Origin of the sequence: Bradyrhizobium sp. 22, assembly GCF_000482425.1 — a bacterium.
Taxonomy (GTDB): domain Bacteria; phylum Pseudomonadota; class Alphaproteobacteria; order Rhizobiales; family Xanthobacteraceae; genus Bradyrhizobium; species Bradyrhizobium japonicum_B.
Genome location: NZ_AXVG01000029.1, coordinates 35,100 through 53,348, shown reverse-complemented (window position 1 = coordinate 53,348; position 18,249 = coordinate 35,100). Strand labels below are relative to the sequence as shown.

Genomic DNA, 18,249 nt, shown 5'->3' with positions numbered 1-18,249 from the left:
CCCCTTACTGTCCCGGGACATAGGGACCTGCCCCGATCGATCATTGATCCAAGTCAATTACCGGCTTCGCTGAGCCGCTGTGCCTTCCGCTTGACCTATAGAGATGACCTGACGCGAGTGAATTGCGACCTCTCACAGGTAAGACCCGGAACGCCGAGACCGCACGAAAGCAATTTCGACCAGACTTCCTCCGCTGTTTCCGCGAACTTGAAAAGGTCGCAGTCGGATCTGTCGATCGTGCCGCTTTCGATCAGCGCCTCGAAGTTGACGGCGGACCGCCAGTAGTGCTCGTCGAACAGCACGATGGGAATGGCGGGCGACTTCTCCGTCTGTCTCAGCGTAAGGATCTCGAACAGCTCATCGAGCGTGCCGAAACCGCCGGGGAATGCGACGAGCGCATTGGCGCGCATGGCGAGGTGCATCTTTCTCATCGCGAAGTAGTGAAATCGGAGCGTCAGGGCGGGCGTGGAGTAGGGATTGGGCTGCTGCTCCTTGGGAAGCGTGATGTTGAACCCGATGGAAGGCGCTCCCGCATCCGATGCACCGCGGTTTGCGGCTTCCATGACGCCGGGACCGCCGCCGGTCGCGATCACGTTGTCTCGGATGCCGCCGTTCGAGGTCAAGGCGCCACCACGCTCGGAAGCCAGGCGCGCGAAGGCGCGCGCTTCTCGATACCATCGCGAGTGCGGTTCAGGTCCGTCCTCTCGCACCCGCGCAGAACCAAAGACGACGATGGTGGAGCGCACCCCCCACGACCTCAGGTATTCCTCAGCCTTGGCGTACTCCAGCATGAAACGCATGCCGCGCATGGAATCGCCGAGCAGAAAATCCTGATCGAGCGCAGCCAGCGAATAGGCCGGCGAACGGATCTGCTCCGCGTTGGAAGTCGACGAGTTCTCAGTCGACCTTGTCGGCTTGTCTTCCATCGCTGCACCTATGCCACTGCTCGTTGCCTTCTATTCCGTCCTCCAATCGCAATTCTTGAGTTACGTCAACGAACTCGCGGAATCCGTTCGTATATTCCCGCAAACGCGGTCGTAGGTGTTCGAGCCGCCAAGGCACGAACGAAACTGCGGTCGAGCCCGCGAATGGGCCAAGGGCAAGGAAACGAAGGGGGGACCGAATGACTCTAAGATTGTCTTTCTTGGGTGGGGCAGGGACCGTTACAGGCTCCAAGTATCTTCTGGACTCCGGATCGCATCGCATTCTTGTCGATTGCGGCCTCTTTCAAGGAAAGCGGACTCTCCGGGAAATGAATTGGACAAGCTTCCCCGTCCACCCAGCGAGCATTTCGGCCGTCGTCCTTACTCATGCCCACCTGGATCATTCGGGCGCACTGCCGCTGCTGGTGAAGCAGGGCTTCGCGGGTCCTATCGTCTGTTCGGAGGCGACCGCCGCACTCTGCGAGGTACTGCTGCGCGATTCGGGCCACATCCAGGAGCAGGACGCACTGTTTGCCAACAAGCATGGGTTCTCGAGACACAAGCCGGCCCTTCCTCTCTACGGCGTGAAGGATGCCGAAGCTGCGCTGCGGCTACTGAGGCCGATCTCGTTTCGCCGCGAACATGCCCTGCCTGGCGGAGGACACACAGTGCTCCGACACGCTGGGCACATCCTTGGTGCAGCATCGGTCGAGCTGGAGTGGAATCTAACGTCGATCGTCTTCTCGGGGGATCTGGGGCGGCAAGACGATCCTATCATGTTGCGGCCGGAAGCCCCTACGCAGTCCGACTACCTTATCGTCGAATCGACATACGGAGACCGCTCTCATCCGACCATCGATCCGCAGCGCGAACTTGAGGAAATCGTCGCAACGACGACCAAACGAGGCGGCACGGTGGTCATTCCGGCCTTCGCGGTCGGTCGGGTCCAGGTGCTCCTCCACTACTTCGAACGCATCAAATCGGCCGGAGGGCTTACCAACGTGCCGATCTTCCTGGATAGTCCGATGGCGGTCGACGCCAGCGATATCTTCTGCAGGTTCAAATCGGATCACAAGCTCACGCATGAGGAATGCCGCAGGACATGCGCCGTCGCGACCTATATCCGCTCGGTCGAGGATTCGAAGCGTCTTGGCGGCAGCCCGATTCCCAAGGTCATCATTTCCGCGAGCGGAATGGCTACCGGCGGCCGGGTGCTTCATCACTTGAAGCGTTTCGCGCCGTATCAGAAAAATACGATCCTCTTCGTAGGCTACCAGGCCGAGGGCACTCGGGGGGCCGCGATGACGTCGGGAGCGAAGTCAGTCCGTATTCATGGCGAGGATGTACCTGTCGCTGCGGAGGTCCGGAACATAGAAGCTCTGTCAGCGCACGCCGACGCCAATGAGATCCTGACGTGGCTAAAGAGCATCGGAGGCGCTCCAAAGACGACGTTCATCACTCACGGTGAGCTGCGAGCCTCGAAGGCGCTACAGGCGCGAGTTTCGGCCGAACTCGGTTGGACCAGTCTCGTTCCGGAGCAGGGTCAGGAAGCTCTGTTGGCTTGAACCAATCCCGACCGACGGCAGTGATCCGACGCGTTCGGACCGAAGGATCACTGCCCTGCGATCACTGATCCTTCTTGGGGCCCATGTGATGCGGCACATCCGTCTTGGGACCTCCGCCGTAGTGATGGCTGCCGCCCGATCCGCTCTTCGACCCCGTGCTTTTCTTCTTGCCCATGTGATGCGATTCCGTCTTCGGCCCGCCCGAATAGTGGTGACCACCATCGTTCGATGGAGTCGTTTGTGCCATGGCGGGGGCGATGGCGAAGGACAAAACGGTGGTGGCCACGAGCAACTTGCGCGCGTTCATATGATTCTCCTGTTCGGTCTTGATGATGATCGCAAGCGATCAAACCAGATGTCTGAAGCGGAGACAATGCAGCGCGAACATCGGTCGGAGTAGTTGAGCGAGATCAATAATCGTCGTGTGGATGATGTAGTCGATGCACAAATTGAAGGCGCGGAGACGCGACGCAAGAGACGATGTATTCTTACAGAGTTCGTTCAAATTCTTTTTCACTCAGCTCAGCATCGTTTGCGACGAACGACGTGTCGATTCATTACGCCGATCTGAGCAAAAAGTTTTTCTTGGCGATTGGCTGCGCATCTGAGAGTGGTCAAGACCGTTCACAAAGCGGTCTGTCGGCATTGCGATCGGCCATCGATATTTCGAGGATAGGAAAGGCGCAATGGCCGCAACGCTGAATTGGATCATCGTACGCCCGCAGCGTGACGACGATCCGGACCGCTGCACTCGCTCGCCCGGCAGCTCAAGATAAGCCCCGGACTGTCGGGCATACTCTGTCGTCGCAGCGGGGATAACACTCGCGCGACGACAGAGTTCGAGCATTAAGATGGTGCATGATGTGGCTAGTCGAAAATTGATCCATATTGGGCGCTGCCGAATCAACATCGTCGGTTCGCGTCACCAGCTCACGTTCCGGCAGCCGAGACATCCTGGATCCGTATGAGCCTCTCATCGACCATCTACTCCCGCGCCGATAGCACGCGCCGTATAGCGGAGGCGAGGGCGGGAATCGCTTCCAAACGTCCTGAGCGAATCCGCTTCGCAAAGGTTCGCTCACCGGAGGGAAGATGATCGTTCACGCGACGACGCATAAGGTTGTCGCTATGGTGCTCGCCCGAGCCGAGCGCAGGTCGTTCGTTCCGTTGGTCGGGCTGACGGCATTTATCTCCGCGTTGTCGATGAGCGTGCCCGTGGAGTGGCTGGTCGTCGCTGCTTCATTGGCCAACCGACGCAGATGGATGTTGATCGCTTCGATTGCCGCGATGGGAAGCGCGATCGCTTCGCTCGGCCTGTATCTCGCGTTTCACCACTTCGGCTGGAATCTCTTGCTCGCCCGTTTTCCGGACCTCGCAGGCTCGCAAGCCTGGCTACAAGCTACCGATTGGCTATCAAAATACGGTCTAATGGCGATATTCGGACTGATGGCTTTGCCGTTGCCTTTCCCCAAGTTGCCCATGCTTGCGGTAGCGGGGATCTATCGGCTGCCGATCGCGGACGTCTTCGTCGCTATCCTTGTCGGCAAGGTTATCAAATATTTGGTCTACGCGTATTTGGCTACGCGGTTCCCATTGGCGCTGCGCTTTTTCACCGAACACCGCTGGATCGCTGCCAGCCTGACGGCGAGCCGCGAAGGGAGAACGCCGATCGTCTCTCCGTCGGTGCGCGGGGCCGGCAGCGAAAGAAGTGAGGAAGCTAGGATTGGCTGACGAAAAGACTGGAGGCTGGACGCTACAGATTGCCATCTTCATACAGGAGCGCTTCCGGGAGGCGACGACCCTAAGGTTCGGGCTGCCGAAACCGCAGAGAGATCTCCGACTGGACCTGTTTCGGGGTCTCGCGAATTGGTTGATCTTCCTGGGCCACATTCCCGATTCGGTCCTGGCGTGGTTTACGACGCGAAACTACGGCTTCAGCGACGGCGCCGATTTGTTCGTGCTGATCTCCGGCTACACCGCGACGTTCGTGTTCGGGAGGATCATGATGGAGCATGGCTTCGTGATAGGTGCGACCAGGCTCCTTCGTCGGGTGTGGCAGCTCTACGTCGCTCATCTCCTGCTGTTCTTCGTGTATCTGACGTCAGTGCACTATTTCGCGCACAAGTTCGATACGCCGCACTTGATGGACCAGTTCAATGTCAAACTGCTGATGGATTTCCCGGTCGAAACCCTCACGCAAGGCTTTATGCTGAAATTCAAGCCGCTCAACCTGGACGTCTTGCCACTCTATATCGTGCTGATGGCGGCATTCCCGATTGTGCTGTGGTTCATGCTCAGATGGCGCAACGCTGTTATGATCGGTTCGATCGCGCTGTACCTCGCTGCGCGTCACTACGACTGGAATTTTGCGTCTTATCCCTCGGGGGTCTGGTACTTCAACCCGCTCACATGGCAGTTGCTTTTCGTCGCCGGTGCGTGGCTTGCTCTTGGAGGAGCCGCCGCGTGCAGTGCCCTACTTCGGTCGCCCTTCATCCTGGCTCTGAGCGTCGCGTTTCTTCTGTTTGCCCTGATGGTCTCGCTGGCCGAGCGAATCCCGGAACTGCAACGTTACATTCCCGAGGTCGCCGCCGGAATGTTCATTCCAAACGACAAGACCAATCTTGCTCCCTACCGAGTCGCGCATTTGGCCAGCCTGGTATTCACCGGCATATCGCTGATTCCCGTCGATTGGCCCGGCCTTCAATGGCCCATCCTTCAGCCGCTGATCAGGTGCGGGCAGCAATCTCTGCCCGTGTTCTGCGTAGGGCTGTTCCTGTCCTTCATCGCCCATTTCGTTCTGGACTTCGGTTCGGAAGGCTTGTTGGCCCAGCTCCTGGTCGGAGGCGTGGGCCTGTGGATCCTGACGATGATTGCGTACTATCGAACCTGGTCAAAGCAGGTCGACAAGAGCTTGTCGTCCGGCCAAAGATCGAATTCATCGGGCGGCAATGTCGAATCGTGACGTTCGGTTTGCTTTGAGGTCGGCATGATAACTTCCGAGCGAATCTTCGCCGACCAGACGCAGGGCGCGATCCTGCACGGCCTTCATTGGACCGCATCCGCAATCGAACTGCTTGGAGTGCTGGTAATCGTGGGCGGCGTCGTGACTGCGACGGCGTTTGCGCTTCGCGAAATGGGGCAGGGAGCATTTGTCGATGCATTTCGGTCGTACCGGGCGAACCTTGGTCGAGGCATTTTGCTCGGGTTGGAGTTCCTGATCGCCGCAGATATCATCGGAATGGTCGCGATCGTACCGTCGTTCGATCGACTCGGAATTCTCGCGGTAATCATCGCGATCCGTACGTTCTTAAGCTTCTCCCTTCAGATCGAGATCGAAGGTCGGCTGCCTTGGCAGCGGCGCAAGCCAGCCGCCGATGAGGCGGATGGGGCGGAGCTCTAGGGCGACGATCCGGTGTCGCGGGAGGTTGGTATCCCATACAGGACCTGGAACATGCGCTCCAAAGAGGCGTCCCGATTCGATCGGGCCGTCTGGATCAGCGTGGTGACGAGATCGAAGAGGGTGCGCTCGCTCTTGAGGTAGGGATTGTCGTCTGAAAGGGGCGAGCGGTCGTCACGGATCGCCTTCGCAAGGCTTGGCAGGCCGTAAAGCCAAGGCGAAAAGGACGCCGAAAAGACATATCGACTCATCCGCATCGGGTGAAGCCATTTGGCGGTTTCCGCCAAGAAGGGATTGGAGCTCGCCCGAACGAGAGGGCTGAAGAAGGCGCTATAGATGCTTTCAGTCATCGCGGAGAAGTCCGCGATGCGCGCGAAGGCGGGATCCGGACGAGGAAACTTGAGATCTTCGACCTTCCGGGATTCGAACCGCACTGCAAAAGGTAGATTCGACAGGCTGTCCGAGGGGGCGCGATCCTCGATCTTCATTTCATACAGACCGGGCGCCAGGCCTTCGATGTCCGGAAGGCTGGCGAGAATGGCGCGATGTTCGCGTTGGGCCACTTTGCCGGAGACGAAGATCCCAAGATGACCCACGTGCGGATTCGTCAAATAGACGATACGTTGGCCGGCCTCGATCAAATCCCCAGTCGTCGGGTACACGATGGGAATCCAGCCGAGCGCCTGATGCGGCGGCGTGATGTTGTCGCCGTAGGACGCGAACACGATCAGCGGGTTCCGTATACGGCGCAGATCGGCAACGCAATGCTCGCAGATGCGGAAGCGGCCGCCCTCGAGCTGGTTGCCTATGAAGAGGTTTTCGACGATCGCCAGAATCTCTTCCTTGCTCAGGAAGAAGAAGCTTCCCCACCAGCGTTCGAATTCGAGAAAGCGTTCGCTTTCTCGATCGATATGCGTGAACAGTTGGACGTATTTCTCCCACTGCGCCTCGGGCTTCAGGCTCTCGAAGTTCTGGGCAAGCCACGCGCCGTCGAACCTTCCATCGCTGAGATCGGCAACGAGGTGTGCGAGCCAGGCTCCGCCGTTGAATCCCGCTGCGAGCCGAATCGGATTCACGCCGGCTTCGCCCGACCAATATGAGAGCGGGGAGCCGTTGAGTACCGCGGGGCCGACGAGACCGCTGCAGTCCGCGGAAAGCAGGGTCACCGCCCAACCGGCCTGGCAATTTCCGTACAGTATTGGTGGTTGCCCCGGATGCCGGGTGCTCACCGCCTCGACGAAGCGCCGAAGTGCGTGCAAGACGTCGGCGAGAGTCTGGCCGCGACACGGCTGAGGGAAGAAGGATACGAAATAGACCGGATGGCCCTCCGCCAGCGCGATGCCGACCTCGGAGTCCTGTTTGAATCCGCCGATGCCGGGTCCATGTCCTGCCCTCGGATCCAAGACCACCACAGGCGGTTTCGCCTCCGATCCGGTGTCCACATTCTCATCGAGGATGCGAAGCAGCACGTAGTTGACGGGGCGTTCGAACTGGCGAGCGTCAACGATCGTCTCGAAGCGGAAGTCGAGCAGGGGCGGAGATCCTTGCCGTTCGTGTTCGATCAGGTTGTCCGCTCGTTGCCGAAGCGTGTCCCAGAACAGGATCGAGCGCTCTAGCAGATCTCGAGCGTATGCTTGCAGCGCATCGCCGCCTTCCGGCGAGCGGGCTGGGCGCGTTGGATCGTCGCCGAGCAAGTCTTTGGGTGTTGCGAGCTGCGAGTTGGTGGCGGCGTGCATCGACTGTTCCTGAAATCAGATCGCTTCGAAGGTTCGATGCTAATAGCGAAGTCGCTGTCGCGAGACGAGTGTAATTTTTTGACGGGTCGCGCGTCTATATTAGACAGTGCAGCGTAACACGCGAAGCTATCAACCGCGTTGTTGATCTACCTCAAGATTAGTCGCACTCGAGTTGGTTAGGGAGGCGGTCGACATTTGTCTGACTGAAAGTTGGAGGAGATTATGGTGACTGCGAAAAGGTTCATGGGGACTGCGGCGACGATCATCGTCATGAGTCTTGTTTCGGTTGGGCTGGCGTCGGCCGAAGTCGCTGCGAATGGACGTGAGCGGCTCGCGATGATGGACGACATGAAGATGAAGTCCGATTCGTCGAACCCTTCGAGCATGGGAAACATGTCCCAACCCGGCGCTGCGAGCGGCGGGTCGGCAGACGACAAGATGAAGATGCAGGGGCCAGGTCAGATGCCGGGCCAGCAGCAGGACTCCGGCATGATGCAGATGATGCAGATGATGGAGCGAATGCACAATCGGATGTTGCCGTCCGGCAGCGGCATGGGAGCGGGTGTCTCGGCGAGCGGTCCCATGGACGTCACCGAGCGGCTGGAAGGTCGTATCTCTTTCCTCAAAACCGAGTTGCAGATCAACGACAAGCAATTGGCCGACTGGAATCTGTTGGCCGATGCGTTGCGTTCGAGTCGGCAACACCTGCTGGAGGCGCGAAAGCAGCTTGTCATGGACGACAACATGACGGGGCCCAACCGCATCGTTCGGTATGAGCAGCACCTGAACGAGCGTTTGGAGGCGATCAAATCGGCTCGCACCGCCTTCAGTCGGCTCTACGGATCGCTCAGTGACGGGCAAAAGCAGACGGCGGATTCCATCCTGCTGCCTTTGATCGCGACGTTCTGACGAAGGCATGCTTGAAAAACGACGATCGTATCGATGCCCAAATTTGCCTCCCGACGTAGCGCTGCTTTGCGAGCGGTGATCCTTTGCGCTTCGCTTCTTGCGACGGCCGGGCTGGCGGCGTCGCCCTCACTCCCCGGGTTGGTCCCGGGGGATGCACGCCAACATGGCGAGCCTGCCGAGACACGTTCGGCATGGCGCTTGGCGGAAGGCGGGGATGGTCACTCCGCGCACCACCCGAATAGCTCCGATACGGGAAGCGCCGGTGCGCCTATGGCAAGCCCACCGTCGGGAGGCTCGGCGCCCGCAGCGGTGCCGAGCGAGTCGAATTCTGGCATGATGGGTATGATGGGCGAGATGATGGGACGCCCGCGTAAGGAATTCTATCCGTCGTTGATGGAAATGCCCGCTCTTTCCGCCGAGCGCCGGCGCGAGCTCGAATCTCAGGCTCGCGCGCGGATCGGCGCCGAAATCGATGGCATGGCCAACGCGGAAATGGCGCTGCGGCACGCCCTCGCGTCAGGCAAGGCCATCGAAGCGGATCTTGCTTCGCGCCAAATTCGGGAGGCACTCAACCAGGTGCAGAGCGGCGTGATCGTGTTGCGCTCGCTCGAGGAAGGAAAGTCTCCGCAGCAGATCGCGCAGAACTGGTTCAAGAGCCAGATGAATCTTTCGCAATCGGAGCGCCCTTCCTCCGACGGAGTGCTGGGCGTTTCGTGGTTCCACGTCATCACGATGGGCCTGCTCGCGATCGTCTCGTTCGGCATGCTGGCCGTCTATGCCGTGCGCATGCGTCGGGCCAACGCGCTTGTCGATCGGCTGACTCGGTCGCCGGTCGCCGCATCCGGATCGATGCCGGCACCCGTGATTCCGACGGCTGATGCGCCGAGAGCAAAGGCCACGGTCGCTGCAGCCCCCGCAGCAGGCGCCGCCGCCCGGATCCAGGAGACCATTGCGCCGGCCGCGGCGACTTCAGCCGGCGGCGAGCCAACGAAGGGGAGAGGGCTCTGGAAAGGCAAATTGAAGGTCTGCGCCATCTTCAACGAGACGCCGAGTTCTAGGACCTTTCGGCTCCAGAATCCGCAAGGCGGCGCCATTCCCTTCGAATTCCTGCCGGGCCAGTTTCTGACCTACTCCGCACAGATCGACGCGAAGACCGTCAGACGATCCTACACGATCGCGTCCTCTGCGGCTCAGACGGCCTACGTGGAGACGACAATCAAGCGCGAAGATGGAGGCGTGTTCTCCGAGTACATGCACGACGAAATCAAGGAAGGCGATCTGTTGGACGTGATGGCGCCTTCCGGGGCCTTCACTTTCACCGGCAAGGAGGCAGACAGTGTCGTGCTTATCGGTGGAGGGGTCGGTATTACCCCATTGATGGCAGCGATTAGATATCTCTTCGATATTTCCTGGCCCGGGGAGGTCTATCTGGTCTACGGCGCGCAGACGACCGAGCAGTTCATCTTTCGTGACGAACTGGAGTATCTGCAACGCAGGATGAACAACCTCCACGTTGCCGCCACCATGGCGCGGGCGGCAGGTACGACCTGGATGGGGAGCGAGGGCCAGATCACGGCCGAGTTTCTTGCGCGCTCGGTCCCCGATCTGTCCAAGCGGCGCGTCCATCTATGCGGCCCTCCTGGAATGATGCAGGCACTCAAGAAGACGCTCGTCGAACTTGGCGTACCGCCGGAGCAAGTCAAGTCGGAGGCGTTCGGACCCGCGCTCGGCGCCGTGCCGCCTCCGGGACGGACGGTTATCGAAAGTGGGGAGTCCGAGATCAAGGGCGGGACGCCTTCGATCGGCCCGGCGACGGCCTCCATCCGGTTTGCCAAGTCCGGCAAGGCAGCTCCGTTGCCTCCGGACAAGAGCGTGCTTGAAGTCGCCGAGTCCATCGGCGTCTCGATCGACTATTCCTGCCGTGCGGGCACCTGCGGTATCTGCAAGACCCACCTCATCGAAGGCAGCGTCACGATGGAAGTCCAGGACGCCCTTACCGAGGAGGACAAGGCGGGGGGGATGATACTGGCCTGCCAGGCGAAGTCGGTTGGGAATCTGGTCGTCGAGGCTTGAGATGGGCGGCAGGGAGCGATTGATCGTCGATATCGTCTTCGCGAGCCTCTTGCTGCTGGCTCCGGCGTTTCTTCTCCACTCCGATCCGAGATTTGCGGGAAGCCTGGCCGGCTTCGCTTTGGGAGCATCAGCAGCCGGCTTGATGGTGCTCCTTCTCATCTACCCCCTTGCGAAGTACGTGCGCGGCTTCAAGCCTCTTCTCGGCCGTATCGTCTCCATGCGCACGCTGTTGGAATTTCACGTCTACGCCGGGATAGTCGCGGCCTTCCTCGCGCTCCTCCATACGGGACACAAGTTTCAAAGCCCGCTGGGAATCGCGCTCATCGTCAGCATGCTCGTCGTGGTCGTGACCGGCTTCGTGGGGCGGTACTACCTGCCGCAGACTGCCGCCGAGATCCGCGAACAACAATCCCGCCTCGCTACGCTACGGGCCACCTACGATCGGACCGCGCTTGCCCTTGCGGAGAGTGAGATCGGTGATCCCGGCGTTGCGCCTCCGGCAAGCGCATCGGCTGTGCAGGAGGTCCCGATACTGCAGGTCGTCGAGGGCATTTCGGACATCGAATATTCGATCGGATCCCAGGAGGCCATCAAGAAGGTCTTCATGCAGTGGATCGGTGTTCACGTAATCGCTGCGATCGCGATGTACGCGATGCTGGCGCTGCATATTGCCGGAGAGGTCTACTACGGACTTCGGTGGCTCGCGTGAGCTTCAGAGCTATCGTCTACAGCGTGTGCATCACGCTCGCCGTCGCCGGCGTGGCAGCGGTATCCGCGGCGCTGTACAAAGGCGGGTCGTCGTCCGTTGTGGGGTGGAGGGATGCAGTAGTTCCCGGACCTCTCTCGGAAAAACACGCGTTCCTGGCCGACAAATGCGAAACTTGTCACACGCCGGTGAGGGGCGTCGAGACTTCCGCCTGCATCGCCTGCCATACGACGGCCGCTGCGGACCTGGGAAAGCAGGCGACGGCGTTCCACGCGACGAGCAAAGAGTGCCGAGGGTGTCATCTCGAACATGCGGGTGGCGCCCGTCCGACCAAGATGGATCACGCAATGCTCCTGCGGATCGGCGGCTTTTCCCGAGAGCGCGGCGCTTCGGCGAACTCGATCACCGGTCAGATGATCTCGGACCTTAAGGATTTCCTGAAAGTCCCGAAGTCTGACGAAGCGGAAAAGACCGATCTCGATTGTGCGAGTTGCCATAGCAACCGAGACCCACACCGCGGATTGCTTGGACGCGAATGCGGCGGCTGCCACGCGCTGGCTTCGTGGAGTATTCCGCAGTTTCTCCATCCGTCTCCTACCTCCAAGGAATGTGCGCAATGCCATCAGGCTCCGCCAAGCCATTACATGCATCACTTCGTCATGATGGACCGATCGATCACGGGACAGGAACATGCCAGCGTCGAGCAATGCTTCCTTTGCCACCGCACCGACTCGTTCAACGACATCAAAGGTGTTGGATGGTTCAAGCACCATTGATTCAAGTTGCCCGACGCCTTTCAAGCCGATTCTTGATCTGGATCAACTTTGTGCGGCGTATGTGCCGCTATCATAAAGTTGAGATCATGGCTCCGAGCGCCAGTGTGCCCGACGCCAATGAAGCGATGCCGATTGGGCAGGGGCGACTTTGGTGTCTTTCGTTGCTGCTGATCGTGTCCATGGCTGCGGTCGATGCTCACGCCGGTGTGACCATCTCGGACCGACGCTACTGGCCCAGCGAGGCGCGGACCAGCCCGGGACGATTGATCGACATTCTTCCTCAGCCCTATGTCTACCCTGAAGCCGGTGTCGCAGCGGGGTCCCGGATCACGCCCCGTAAGAAACCGAGGAGGAACCGGTGACTGCGGAACATCACGCTTGGCCGATCGCCGGCAATGACGTTCCGCTATTGGCGCGGTGCGTAATAGGAGCTATATTTCGCGCGTTCGACCGACGGAAATGGGATGATTAGACTAACGAGGCCAGCGCGCAGGTGGTGGGGGTGGTTTGTCGCCATCACGTATCTGCTTGGCTCGCTGACCCCCTCTCTGGCGGTCCCGCTTCCCGCCGATCTCGCCCAACTGTTGGTTCAGCGATCTCAGGTCGCCGATCACGCGCACGATCATCAGCATGGCCATAGCCACCAGCACGGTCATGATCACCAGCATGCCCTCAGCGACCATCAGCATGGTGCGTCCGGACAGCAGCGCAGCCATGGTGGTGATAAGGTAGCCAGCCATTCACACCAGGAGGTTGCGCCGGCGTCCGATCCCGTCGATCGCGATTCTGACGACCAGCATGGCAATTGCTGCGGCTCCGTATTGTGTCTTAGCGCGGTCTCTCCTAAATCGCCTTCACTCCTCCAGTTCGCGCCTCTGCAATCCCGGTGCGAACTCAAGCCGGACTCCGTTTGCGCCGGCGAAGCGCTCGGTCCGCTTTATCGGCCGCCAATAGCCTGAAAGCACGCAATTGATGGGCAGTCGCGCTCCTTTTCGGGGCGCGAGTAGTCGTACGTCCGTGCTTATCAGGGGAAATCTATGTTGGCGCAAATGGTGGCGAATGACGCCGCCGCATCGAATGCATTCTCGCGAATGAAATCTAGGCGCGCGATCGCAAAGCGCGCGATTCTGATCGGTCTGCTCTGCCCGCTTCTCGCCGGCTGTGCAGTCACGACGCCCGTCAAAAATCCGGATCCAGCAGACCCGACGGCCAAGGTGGCCCGCGTCGGATATGCACCCACGACCAGGCCCTACGTCAGTCTCCGGCCAGCGGCGCCGGTCGGATGGCGGGAGCAGAACCAGCGCGTGGCACCTGCGCCGAAGAACGAAAAGTAGGGGAAGGCATGCAGCTTGCCACTTCAAACCGTACCTCGCTCATTTCCACATCGAGGCCAGGAATCGTTGCGCTGTCGTTCGCGCTGCTGCTTTCGGGCTGCGCCGCATTCTCTCCGGATGCGGGCATGTCCGGCGTCGCCGACGTCGTGTCCAATACGATCAGGAAGGATGTGATTGCCGTTCGATCCGTCGAAGACGGCGAACGAGCCGATGCCCTGGTGACGCAGCTCCTACGCCGGACCTTGTCGGTGGAGTCCGCGGTCCAGATCGCGTTGCTGAACAATCGGGGCCTCCAGGCCGCCTACAACGAGCTCGCCCTGGCCGAAGCCGACGCGATCGAGCAAAGCCTGCCGCCTAATCCCACCTTTTCCCTTTCCCGCATATCGGGGGACGGCGGATTCGAGTTCGAGCGTCAAGTCGTCGGGGACATCCTCGCGTTGGCGACGCTGCCGTTCCGCTCGGAAATCGCCCGACGACGATTCCATGAAGCGCAACTGCGTGCAGCGTTGGAGACACTGCGTCTGGCTGCCGACGTGAGACGGGCATACTACCAGGCAGCCGGGTCCAGCGAGCTGGCAGCTCTCCTGTCCGACACGAAGACGACGGCCGAGACCATCGCCCAGCTCGCGGAGAAGCTCGGGCAAACCGGTGGTCTGAACAAGTTGGATCAGGCTCGCGAACAGGTCTTCTACGCGGAAATCACCGCCGATCTCGCTACCGCCCGGCAACAAGCCACGTCCGCACGGGAACGGCTGGCACGACTGCTCGGCGTCTGGGGCGGGCAGGTCGATTTCAAGCTCCCCAAGGCTTTGCCTGCACTACCACGTAGCCCGAAGTCGCTCCCGAACATCGAAGTAGAGGCTGTAGGACGTCGCGTCGACCTTCAGATGGCTCGCATCGAACTCGATCTTCTGGCGAAGGCGCTCAATCTGACGGAGGCGACGCGCTTCGTCACGTTGCTCGATCTCGCCGGCATCAGCCGGAAGACCAAGGAGCCCGAAGGAGCGCCGTTCCGACAACGCGGCTTCGATCTTCAGTTGCAGATCCCGATCTTCGATGGCGGCGAGGTGCGCGTCCGCCAGGCCGCCGAAAGTTACAACATCGCCCTCAATCGGCTGACCGAGAAGGCAGTGAACGTGCGTTCCGAAGCGCGAGACGCATACCGGGTCTACCGCTCCACCTACGATATTGCCGGCCACTACCAGCGAGAGGTGGTGCCGTTGCGAAACATCATCTCGGATGAGGCGCAACTGCGTTACGGCAGCATGCAGATCGACGTCTTTGCGTTGCTGGCGGAAGCCAAGCTGCGGATCGCCGCGCAGCGAGCTTCCATAGATGCCCGACGCGACTTCTGGCTGGCCCACTCCGACCTGCAGAGCGTGGTCGACGGCGGAGGCCGTTCCGAAAATCAACCAGAGAGCCGTCCATCGACCAATTCGTTGGCGAGCGGAGGATGAGGAGATGAGCATGATATCGAGACGAAACTTTCTCGGCACCGCAACGGCGCTTGCGAGCGCGAGCATGGTCTCCGGACGCGTGCAGGCGGCGAGCATTCCCGAGGCGCCCACGACAGACAAGGTGACGAGCCAACCGCCACTGTATCCGACGAGCGGACGAGAGTACCGACCCGTCGTGACCCTCAATGGCTGGTCGCTGCCTTGGCGGATGAACGGGGATTGGAAGGAGTTCCACCTGGTCGCCGAGCCTGTCGTTCGTGAATTCGCACCCGGCATGAAGGCTCACCTCTGGGGCTACAACGGCCAGACGCCGGGGCCGACGATCGAGGCCGTCGAAGGCGACAAGGTCCGCATCTTCGTCACGAACAAGCTGCCGGAATACACGACCGTGCATTGGCACGGCATGATCCTGCCGTGCGGCATGGACGGCGTCGGCGGTCTGACACAGCCCCACATCAATCCGGGCAAGACGTTCGTCTACGAGTTCGAGCTCAAGCACAGCGGCACCTTCATGTACCACCCGCACGCGGACGAAATGGTCCAGATGGCGATGGGCATGATGGGAATGTTCGTGGTCCACCCCAAGGACCCACGCTTCCGGCCGGTCGACCGCGACTTCGTCTTCGTCATGAGCAGCTACGACATGGACCCGGGGACCTACGTGCCGAAGGTCACCGAGATGACGAATTTCAACATGTGGTCGTGGAATGCGCGCGTCTTTCCCGGAATCGATCCCTTGCCCGTGAGGCTCGGCGATCGCGTGCGCGTTCGGATCGGCAATCTCACGATGACCAACCATCCGATCCACCTTCACGGGCACAGCTTTTCGGTAAGCGGCACGGACGGGGGCTGGGTTTCGGAGAACGCGCAGTGGCCCGAGACCACGATTGATGTCCCGGTGGGATCGATCCGGGCTTTCGAAGTTCTGGCCGACAACCCCGGCGACTGGGCGTTCCACTGTCACAAGTCGCATCACACGATGAATGCGATGGGGCACGATCTCAGAACTCTCATCGGCGTCTCGAAGAAAGATATCGCGAAAGCGGTGAAGAGGCTCGCCCCGGATTCGATGGCGATGGGGTCGACCGGCATGGCCATGGGCGAAATGGAGATGCCGCTTCCCGACAACACGCTGCCCATGATGACGGGGTCCGGACAGTTCGGCCCGATCGAAATGGGCGGCATGTTCACGGTCGTAAAGATCCGTGAAGGCATGGCGCGCGACGACTACAGCGATCCGGGTCCGTACAAGTTTCCTCAAGGAACGGTTGCCTACGAAATCGAGACGCCGGCTACGGCGCCATCGCGGCAAGACGGCCGACCGGACGGCGGCCATCGGATGCCGATGAAGGGAATGAAGGGATGAGACGCCTGAAGACACCGAGCATGAAACCCCAGCAAGGAAGACAAGCGATGAAGAACTACACCAATGTGATCGCCGCAGTCGCGATGACGATGTCCCTTTCGACCGCAACGTTGGCCGGCCCCGGTCATCACGATGGGCATCAACACGATGAACAATCGTATTCCGCAGGCGAACCTGGCGACCCCAAAAAGCCGGCCCGTATCGTGCCGATCACGATGGGCGAGCCCGGCGGCAAGATGGCTTTCGTGCCGAACAGGGTCGAGGTGAAGAAGGGCGAACAAGTGAAGTTCATGCTGCGGAACAGCGGAGAACTCGACCACGAATTCGTACTCGCGACCCCCGCGGAGAATCTCAAGCACGCCGAAGCGATGAGGAAAAATCCGGACATGGAGCATGACGACCCGAACGCGAAGCGGCTCGCGCCGAAGCTGGTCTGGAAATTCAGCAAGGACGGCGAGTTCGAATTCGCCTGTCTCATTCCGGGTCACCGCGAGGGCAACATGATCGGAAAGATCGTCGTGAAGTAAGTCGGCCATAGCAAGAAGAAGAGGAAGAGTAGGATGTTGAAGTTATCCGTGAGATCCGCACTGTTTGCCGTCGCCATCGCGGTCGCTCCCGTCGCCGCGTTCGCGCAAGCGAACCTCGTCACCGGAGAAGTGAAAAAGGTCGACGAGGGCGCCGGCAAGATCACCCTGAAGCATGGCCCGATAAAGAGCCTGAATATGGACGACGAGGAGATGACCATGGTCTTCCGGGTCTCCGATCCGTCGATGCTCAAGCAGGTCAAGGCCGGCGATAAGGTCCAGTTCGAGGTCGAACGACAGACCGGTGGCATCACGATCACCAAGCTTCAGAAGGCGAAATGACCGCGGCCGTTGGGGCGGATCGGTGAATCGGCCCCGACGGCAACCGCGGTGTGATCAGGCCTGGAGATATCGGCCGGGGACCTGCAACGAAGTTCTCCCCGATGGTGTGGACCATGGGACTGCATGAATTCAGAATTGGGACGGAACGCTCCGAAGGCGAACTTGTACCACGCGTGCCAACGACGCTTGACTGTTGGGCGGCCGAAATCGGTCTCGGCCAGACCGAGGAGTTATCATCCGCGGGACATCTCGCGTCGCGAGGCCTGGCTTCCGTCGTCTTCGACCTTTCGGCTGCAGCCGCCGTGATCGGGATTCCGCTCGCGCTATCTCTTGCGCAAGAGGCGTCTCGTCCATGCGGCGATCACAACGCGGTCGCAGGTGTCGCACCCGGGCGATCGAGATGAAATCGGCGCGCGATAACTTATTGGTCGCTGCGAACCCGCATGGGGTACGGACGCCGGCAACCGCGCGCACTGCGGTTCGGACGGCGATCGTGGACAGCTACGATCGTCTGCGGAATTATCTTCAGAGGCGCTTCAACTCGGTCGCGGATGCGGAGGAGGTGCTGCAGGTGTTCGTCTTGAAGGCGCTCGAGCGGTCCGCCGACGTCAGAGATGCGGAGTCGGTGCGCGGTTGGCTCAGCAAGGTCTTGGCGACAACCATCGCCGATTTTCACCGGCAGACATCGCGACACAAGATCAGAGAGACACCACTCTCCACCGAACTAAGCGATCGACTTGCGGCAGTTACCGAAGTCGAACTGGCGTGCGAATGCCTCTACGCGCACTTGCTATCGCTGAAGTCGGAACATGCCGAGGTCATCCGACGAGTGGATCTTGGCGGCGAGTCGAGGGAGGCGGTGGCGGCCGATCTCGGAATAACGGTGAACAATCTTACGGTGCGCCTTTATCGTGCTCGTCAGGCGTTGAAGGAGCGCCTCGAAAGCAGATGCGTGATCTGCCGTGAAGAAAGCTTTTGGGCGTGTCGCTGCGACCGGCCATAGGTCCCGTGCTGAATCCCGCTCCGCGCCGACCGCAGGACCGCGCTTCGCGCTTTACGTCCATTGCGCGGCGTCCATCGGGAGTTGCTTGCAGGTCGCCCGCGGTGACACGCGGCAGCCCATCACGCTCCTGTCGGAGAG

The 18,249-nt window shown here is 60.4% G+C and carries 18 protein-coding genes; 14 read left to right on the top strand and 4 right to left on the bottom strand.

What is annotated here, in order from left to right; all coding sequences use genetic code 11:
* Window positions 1–95 precede the first annotated feature (95 nt).
* Window positions 96–926, bottom strand: coding sequence for an LOG family protein (locus K410_RS36205; protein WP_049819833.1), 831 nt, complete (start codon window positions 924–926; stop codon window positions 96–98).
* A gap of 197 nt (window positions 927–1,123) precedes the next feature.
* Between K410_RS36205 and K410_RS0100275 the strand changes: the two genes are divergently transcribed.
* Entirely contained in the window at window positions 1,124–2,488 is a 1,365-nt protein-coding gene (locus tag K410_RS0100275) for an MBL fold metallo-hydrolase (protein WP_028133001.1), read from the top strand.
* Window positions 2,489–2,549: 61 nt separating this feature from the next.
* Here the strand turns inward: K410_RS0100275 and K410_RS0100270 are convergent, their stop codons facing one another.
* The gene (locus K410_RS0100270; protein WP_028133000.1) at window positions 2,550–2,795 is read right to left on the bottom strand and encodes a hypothetical protein; all 246 of its coding nucleotides are present in this window, start codon (window positions 2,793–2,795) and stop codon (window positions 2,550–2,552) included.
* 785 nt (window positions 2,796–3,580) lie between these two features.
* Between K410_RS0100270 and K410_RS36200 the strand changes: the two genes are divergently transcribed.
* The 3 genes from K410_RS36200 to K410_RS0100255 are packed head-to-tail and all read left to right on the top strand — an operon-like array spanning window position 3,581 to window position 5,888.
* On the top strand, window positions 3,581–4,219 hold the full coding sequence (locus tag K410_RS36200; protein WP_049819832.1) for a YqaA family protein: 639 nt from the start codon (window positions 3,581–3,583) through the stop codon (window positions 4,217–4,219).
* Complete coding sequence (locus tag K410_RS0100260) at window positions 4,212–5,450, top strand: OpgC domain-containing protein (protein WP_049819831.1); 1,239 nt, start codon at window positions 4,212–4,214, stop codon at window positions 5,448–5,450. Before K410_RS36200 ends, K410_RS0100260 begins: the two co-directional genes overlap by 8 nt.
* Window positions 5,451–5,474: 24 nt before the next feature.
* The gene (locus K410_RS0100255) at window positions 5,475–5,888 is read left to right on the top strand and encodes a DUF1622 domain-containing protein (RefSeq protein WP_028132998.1); all 414 of its coding nucleotides are present in this window, start codon (window positions 5,475–5,477) and stop codon (window positions 5,886–5,888) included.
* Here K410_RS0100255 and K410_RS36195 read toward each other — a convergent pair.
* Complete coding sequence (locus K410_RS36195; protein WP_049819830.1) at window positions 5,885–7,621, bottom strand: DUF3141 domain-containing protein; 1,737 nt, start codon at window positions 7,619–7,621, stop codon at window positions 5,885–5,887. The two genes, K410_RS0100255 and K410_RS36195, sit on opposite strands and share 4 nt — an antisense overlap.
* A gap of 222 nt (window positions 7,622–7,843) precedes the next feature.
* Here K410_RS36195 and K410_RS0100245 point away from each other — a divergent pair, with 222 nt between their 5' ends.
* From K410_RS0100245 to K410_RS0100225, 5 genes are all read left to right on the top strand, one after another.
* Window positions 7,844–8,530 carry a Spy/CpxP family protein refolding chaperone gene (locus K410_RS0100245; RefSeq protein ID WP_028132997.1) on the top strand — a complete coding sequence of 229 codons (687 nt, stop codon included), beginning with the start codon at window positions 7,844–7,846 and terminating at the stop codon, window positions 8,528–8,530.
* A gap of 333 nt (window positions 8,531–8,863) precedes the next feature.
* Entirely contained in the window at window positions 8,864–10,603 is a 1,740-nt protein-coding gene (locus tag K410_RS0100240) for a 2Fe-2S iron-sulfur cluster-binding protein (protein ID WP_245269294.1), read from the top strand.
* 1 nt (window position 10,604) lies between these two features.
* Window positions 10,605–11,312, top strand: coding sequence for an iron reductase (locus K410_RS0100235; protein ID WP_028132995.1), 708 nt, complete (start codon window positions 10,605–10,607; stop codon window positions 11,310–11,312).
* A complete protein-coding gene (locus K410_RS0100230) occupies window positions 11,309–12,085 on the top strand; it encodes a cytochrome c3 family protein (protein ID WP_028132994.1) in 777 nt (258 codons plus the stop codon). The genes K410_RS0100235 and K410_RS0100230 overlap by 4 nt, the downstream gene beginning before the upstream one ends.
* Before the next feature lie 32 nt (window positions 12,086–12,117).
* Window positions 12,118–12,447, top strand: coding sequence for a hypothetical protein (locus tag K410_RS0100225; protein ID WP_028132993.1), 330 nt, complete (start codon window positions 12,118–12,120; stop codon window positions 12,445–12,447).
* A gap of 111 nt (window positions 12,448–12,558) precedes the next feature.
* Here the strand turns inward: K410_RS0100225 and K410_RS39140 are convergent, their stop codons facing one another.
* The gene (locus tag K410_RS39140) at window positions 12,559–12,825 is read right to left on the bottom strand and encodes a hypothetical protein (protein ID WP_028132992.1); all 267 of its coding nucleotides are present in this window, start codon (window positions 12,823–12,825) and stop codon (window positions 12,559–12,561) included.
* Window positions 12,826–13,427: 602 nt separating this feature from the next.
* Between K410_RS39140 and K410_RS0100210 the strand changes: the two genes are divergently transcribed.
* The 5 genes from K410_RS0100210 to K410_RS0100190 all read left to right on the top strand — a co-directional run bounded on the left by K410_RS0100210 (window position 13,428) and on the right by K410_RS0100190 (window position 18,111).
* Window positions 13,428–14,876, top strand: coding sequence for a TolC family protein (locus tag K410_RS0100210; RefSeq protein ID WP_028132990.1), 1,449 nt, complete (start codon window positions 13,428–13,430; stop codon window positions 14,874–14,876).
* A 10-nt stretch (window positions 14,877–14,886) separates the two neighbouring features.
* The gene (locus tag K410_RS0100205; protein WP_028132989.1) at window positions 14,887–16,242 is read left to right on the top strand and encodes a multicopper oxidase family protein; all 1,356 of its coding nucleotides are present in this window, start codon (window positions 14,887–14,889) and stop codon (window positions 16,240–16,242) included.
* A gap of 47 nt (window positions 16,243–16,289) precedes the next feature.
* On the top strand, window positions 16,290–16,769 hold the full coding sequence (locus K410_RS0100200; RefSeq protein ID WP_028132988.1) for a cupredoxin domain-containing protein: 480 nt from the start codon (window positions 16,290–16,292) through the stop codon (window positions 16,767–16,769).
* A 33-nt stretch (window positions 16,770–16,802) separates the two neighbouring features.
* Window positions 16,803–17,108, top strand: coding sequence for a copper-binding protein (locus tag K410_RS0100195; RefSeq protein ID WP_028132987.1), 306 nt, complete (start codon window positions 16,803–16,805; stop codon window positions 17,106–17,108).
* 493 nt (window positions 17,109–17,601) lie between these two features.
* Window positions 17,602–18,111 (top strand): RNA polymerase sigma factor, encoded by a 510-nt coding sequence (locus K410_RS0100190; RefSeq protein ID WP_245269293.1) that lies wholly within the window; start codon window positions 17,602–17,604, stop codon window positions 18,109–18,111.
* Window positions 18,112–18,249: the final 138 nt, after the last annotated feature.

Excerpts from the sequence above, each read along its gene's own strand:
- K410_RS0100270 (WP_028133000.1), bottom strand. The coding sequence starts at position 2,795 with ATGAACGCGCGCAAGTTGCTCGTGGCCACCACCGTTTTGTCCTTCGCC.
- K410_RS0100205 (WP_028132989.1), top strand. The coding sequence starts at position 14,887 with ATGATATCGAGACGAAACTTTCTCGGCACCGCAACGGCGCTTGCGAGC.
- K410_RS0100235 (WP_028132995.1), top strand. The coding sequence starts at position 10,605 with ATGGGCGGCAGGGAGCGATTGATCGTCGATATCGTCTTCGCGAGCCTC.
- K410_RS0100210 (WP_028132990.1), top strand. The coding sequence starts at position 13,428 with ATGCAGCTTGCCACTTCAAACCGTACCTCGCTCATTTCCACATCGAGG.
- K410_RS39140 (WP_028132992.1), bottom strand. The coding sequence starts at position 12,825 with ATGGCTGGCTACCTTATCACCACCATGGCTGCGCTGCTGTCCGGACGC.
- K410_RS0100240 (WP_245269294.1), top strand. The coding sequence starts at position 8,864 with ATGATGGGTATGATGGGCGAGATGATGGGACGCCCGCGTAAGGAATTC.
- K410_RS0100255 (WP_028132998.1), top strand. The coding sequence starts at position 5,475 with ATGATAACTTCCGAGCGAATCTTCGCCGACCAGACGCAGGGCGCGATC.
- K410_RS0100245 (WP_028132997.1), top strand. The coding sequence starts at position 7,844 with ATGGTGACTGCGAAAAGGTTCATGGGGACTGCGGCGACGATCATCGTC.
- K410_RS0100195 (WP_028132987.1), top strand. The coding sequence starts at position 16,803 with ATGTTGAAGTTATCCGTGAGATCCGCACTGTTTGCCGTCGCCATCGCG.
- K410_RS36205 (WP_049819833.1), bottom strand. The coding sequence starts at position 926 with ATGGAAGACAAGCCGACAAGGTCGACTGAGAACTCGTCGACTTCCAAC.
- K410_RS36195 (WP_049819830.1), bottom strand. The coding sequence starts at position 7,621 with ATGCACGCCGCCACCAACTCGCAGCTCGCAACACCCAAAGACTTGCTC.
- K410_RS36200 (WP_049819832.1), top strand. The coding sequence starts at position 3,581 with ATGATCGTTCACGCGACGACGCATAAGGTTGTCGCTATGGTGCTCGCC.
- K410_RS0100275 (WP_028133001.1), top strand. The coding sequence starts at position 1,124 with ATGACTCTAAGATTGTCTTTCTTGGGTGGGGCAGGGACCGTTACAGGC.
- K410_RS0100200 (WP_028132988.1), top strand. The coding sequence starts at position 16,290 with ATGAAGAACTACACCAATGTGATCGCCGCAGTCGCGATGACGATGTCC.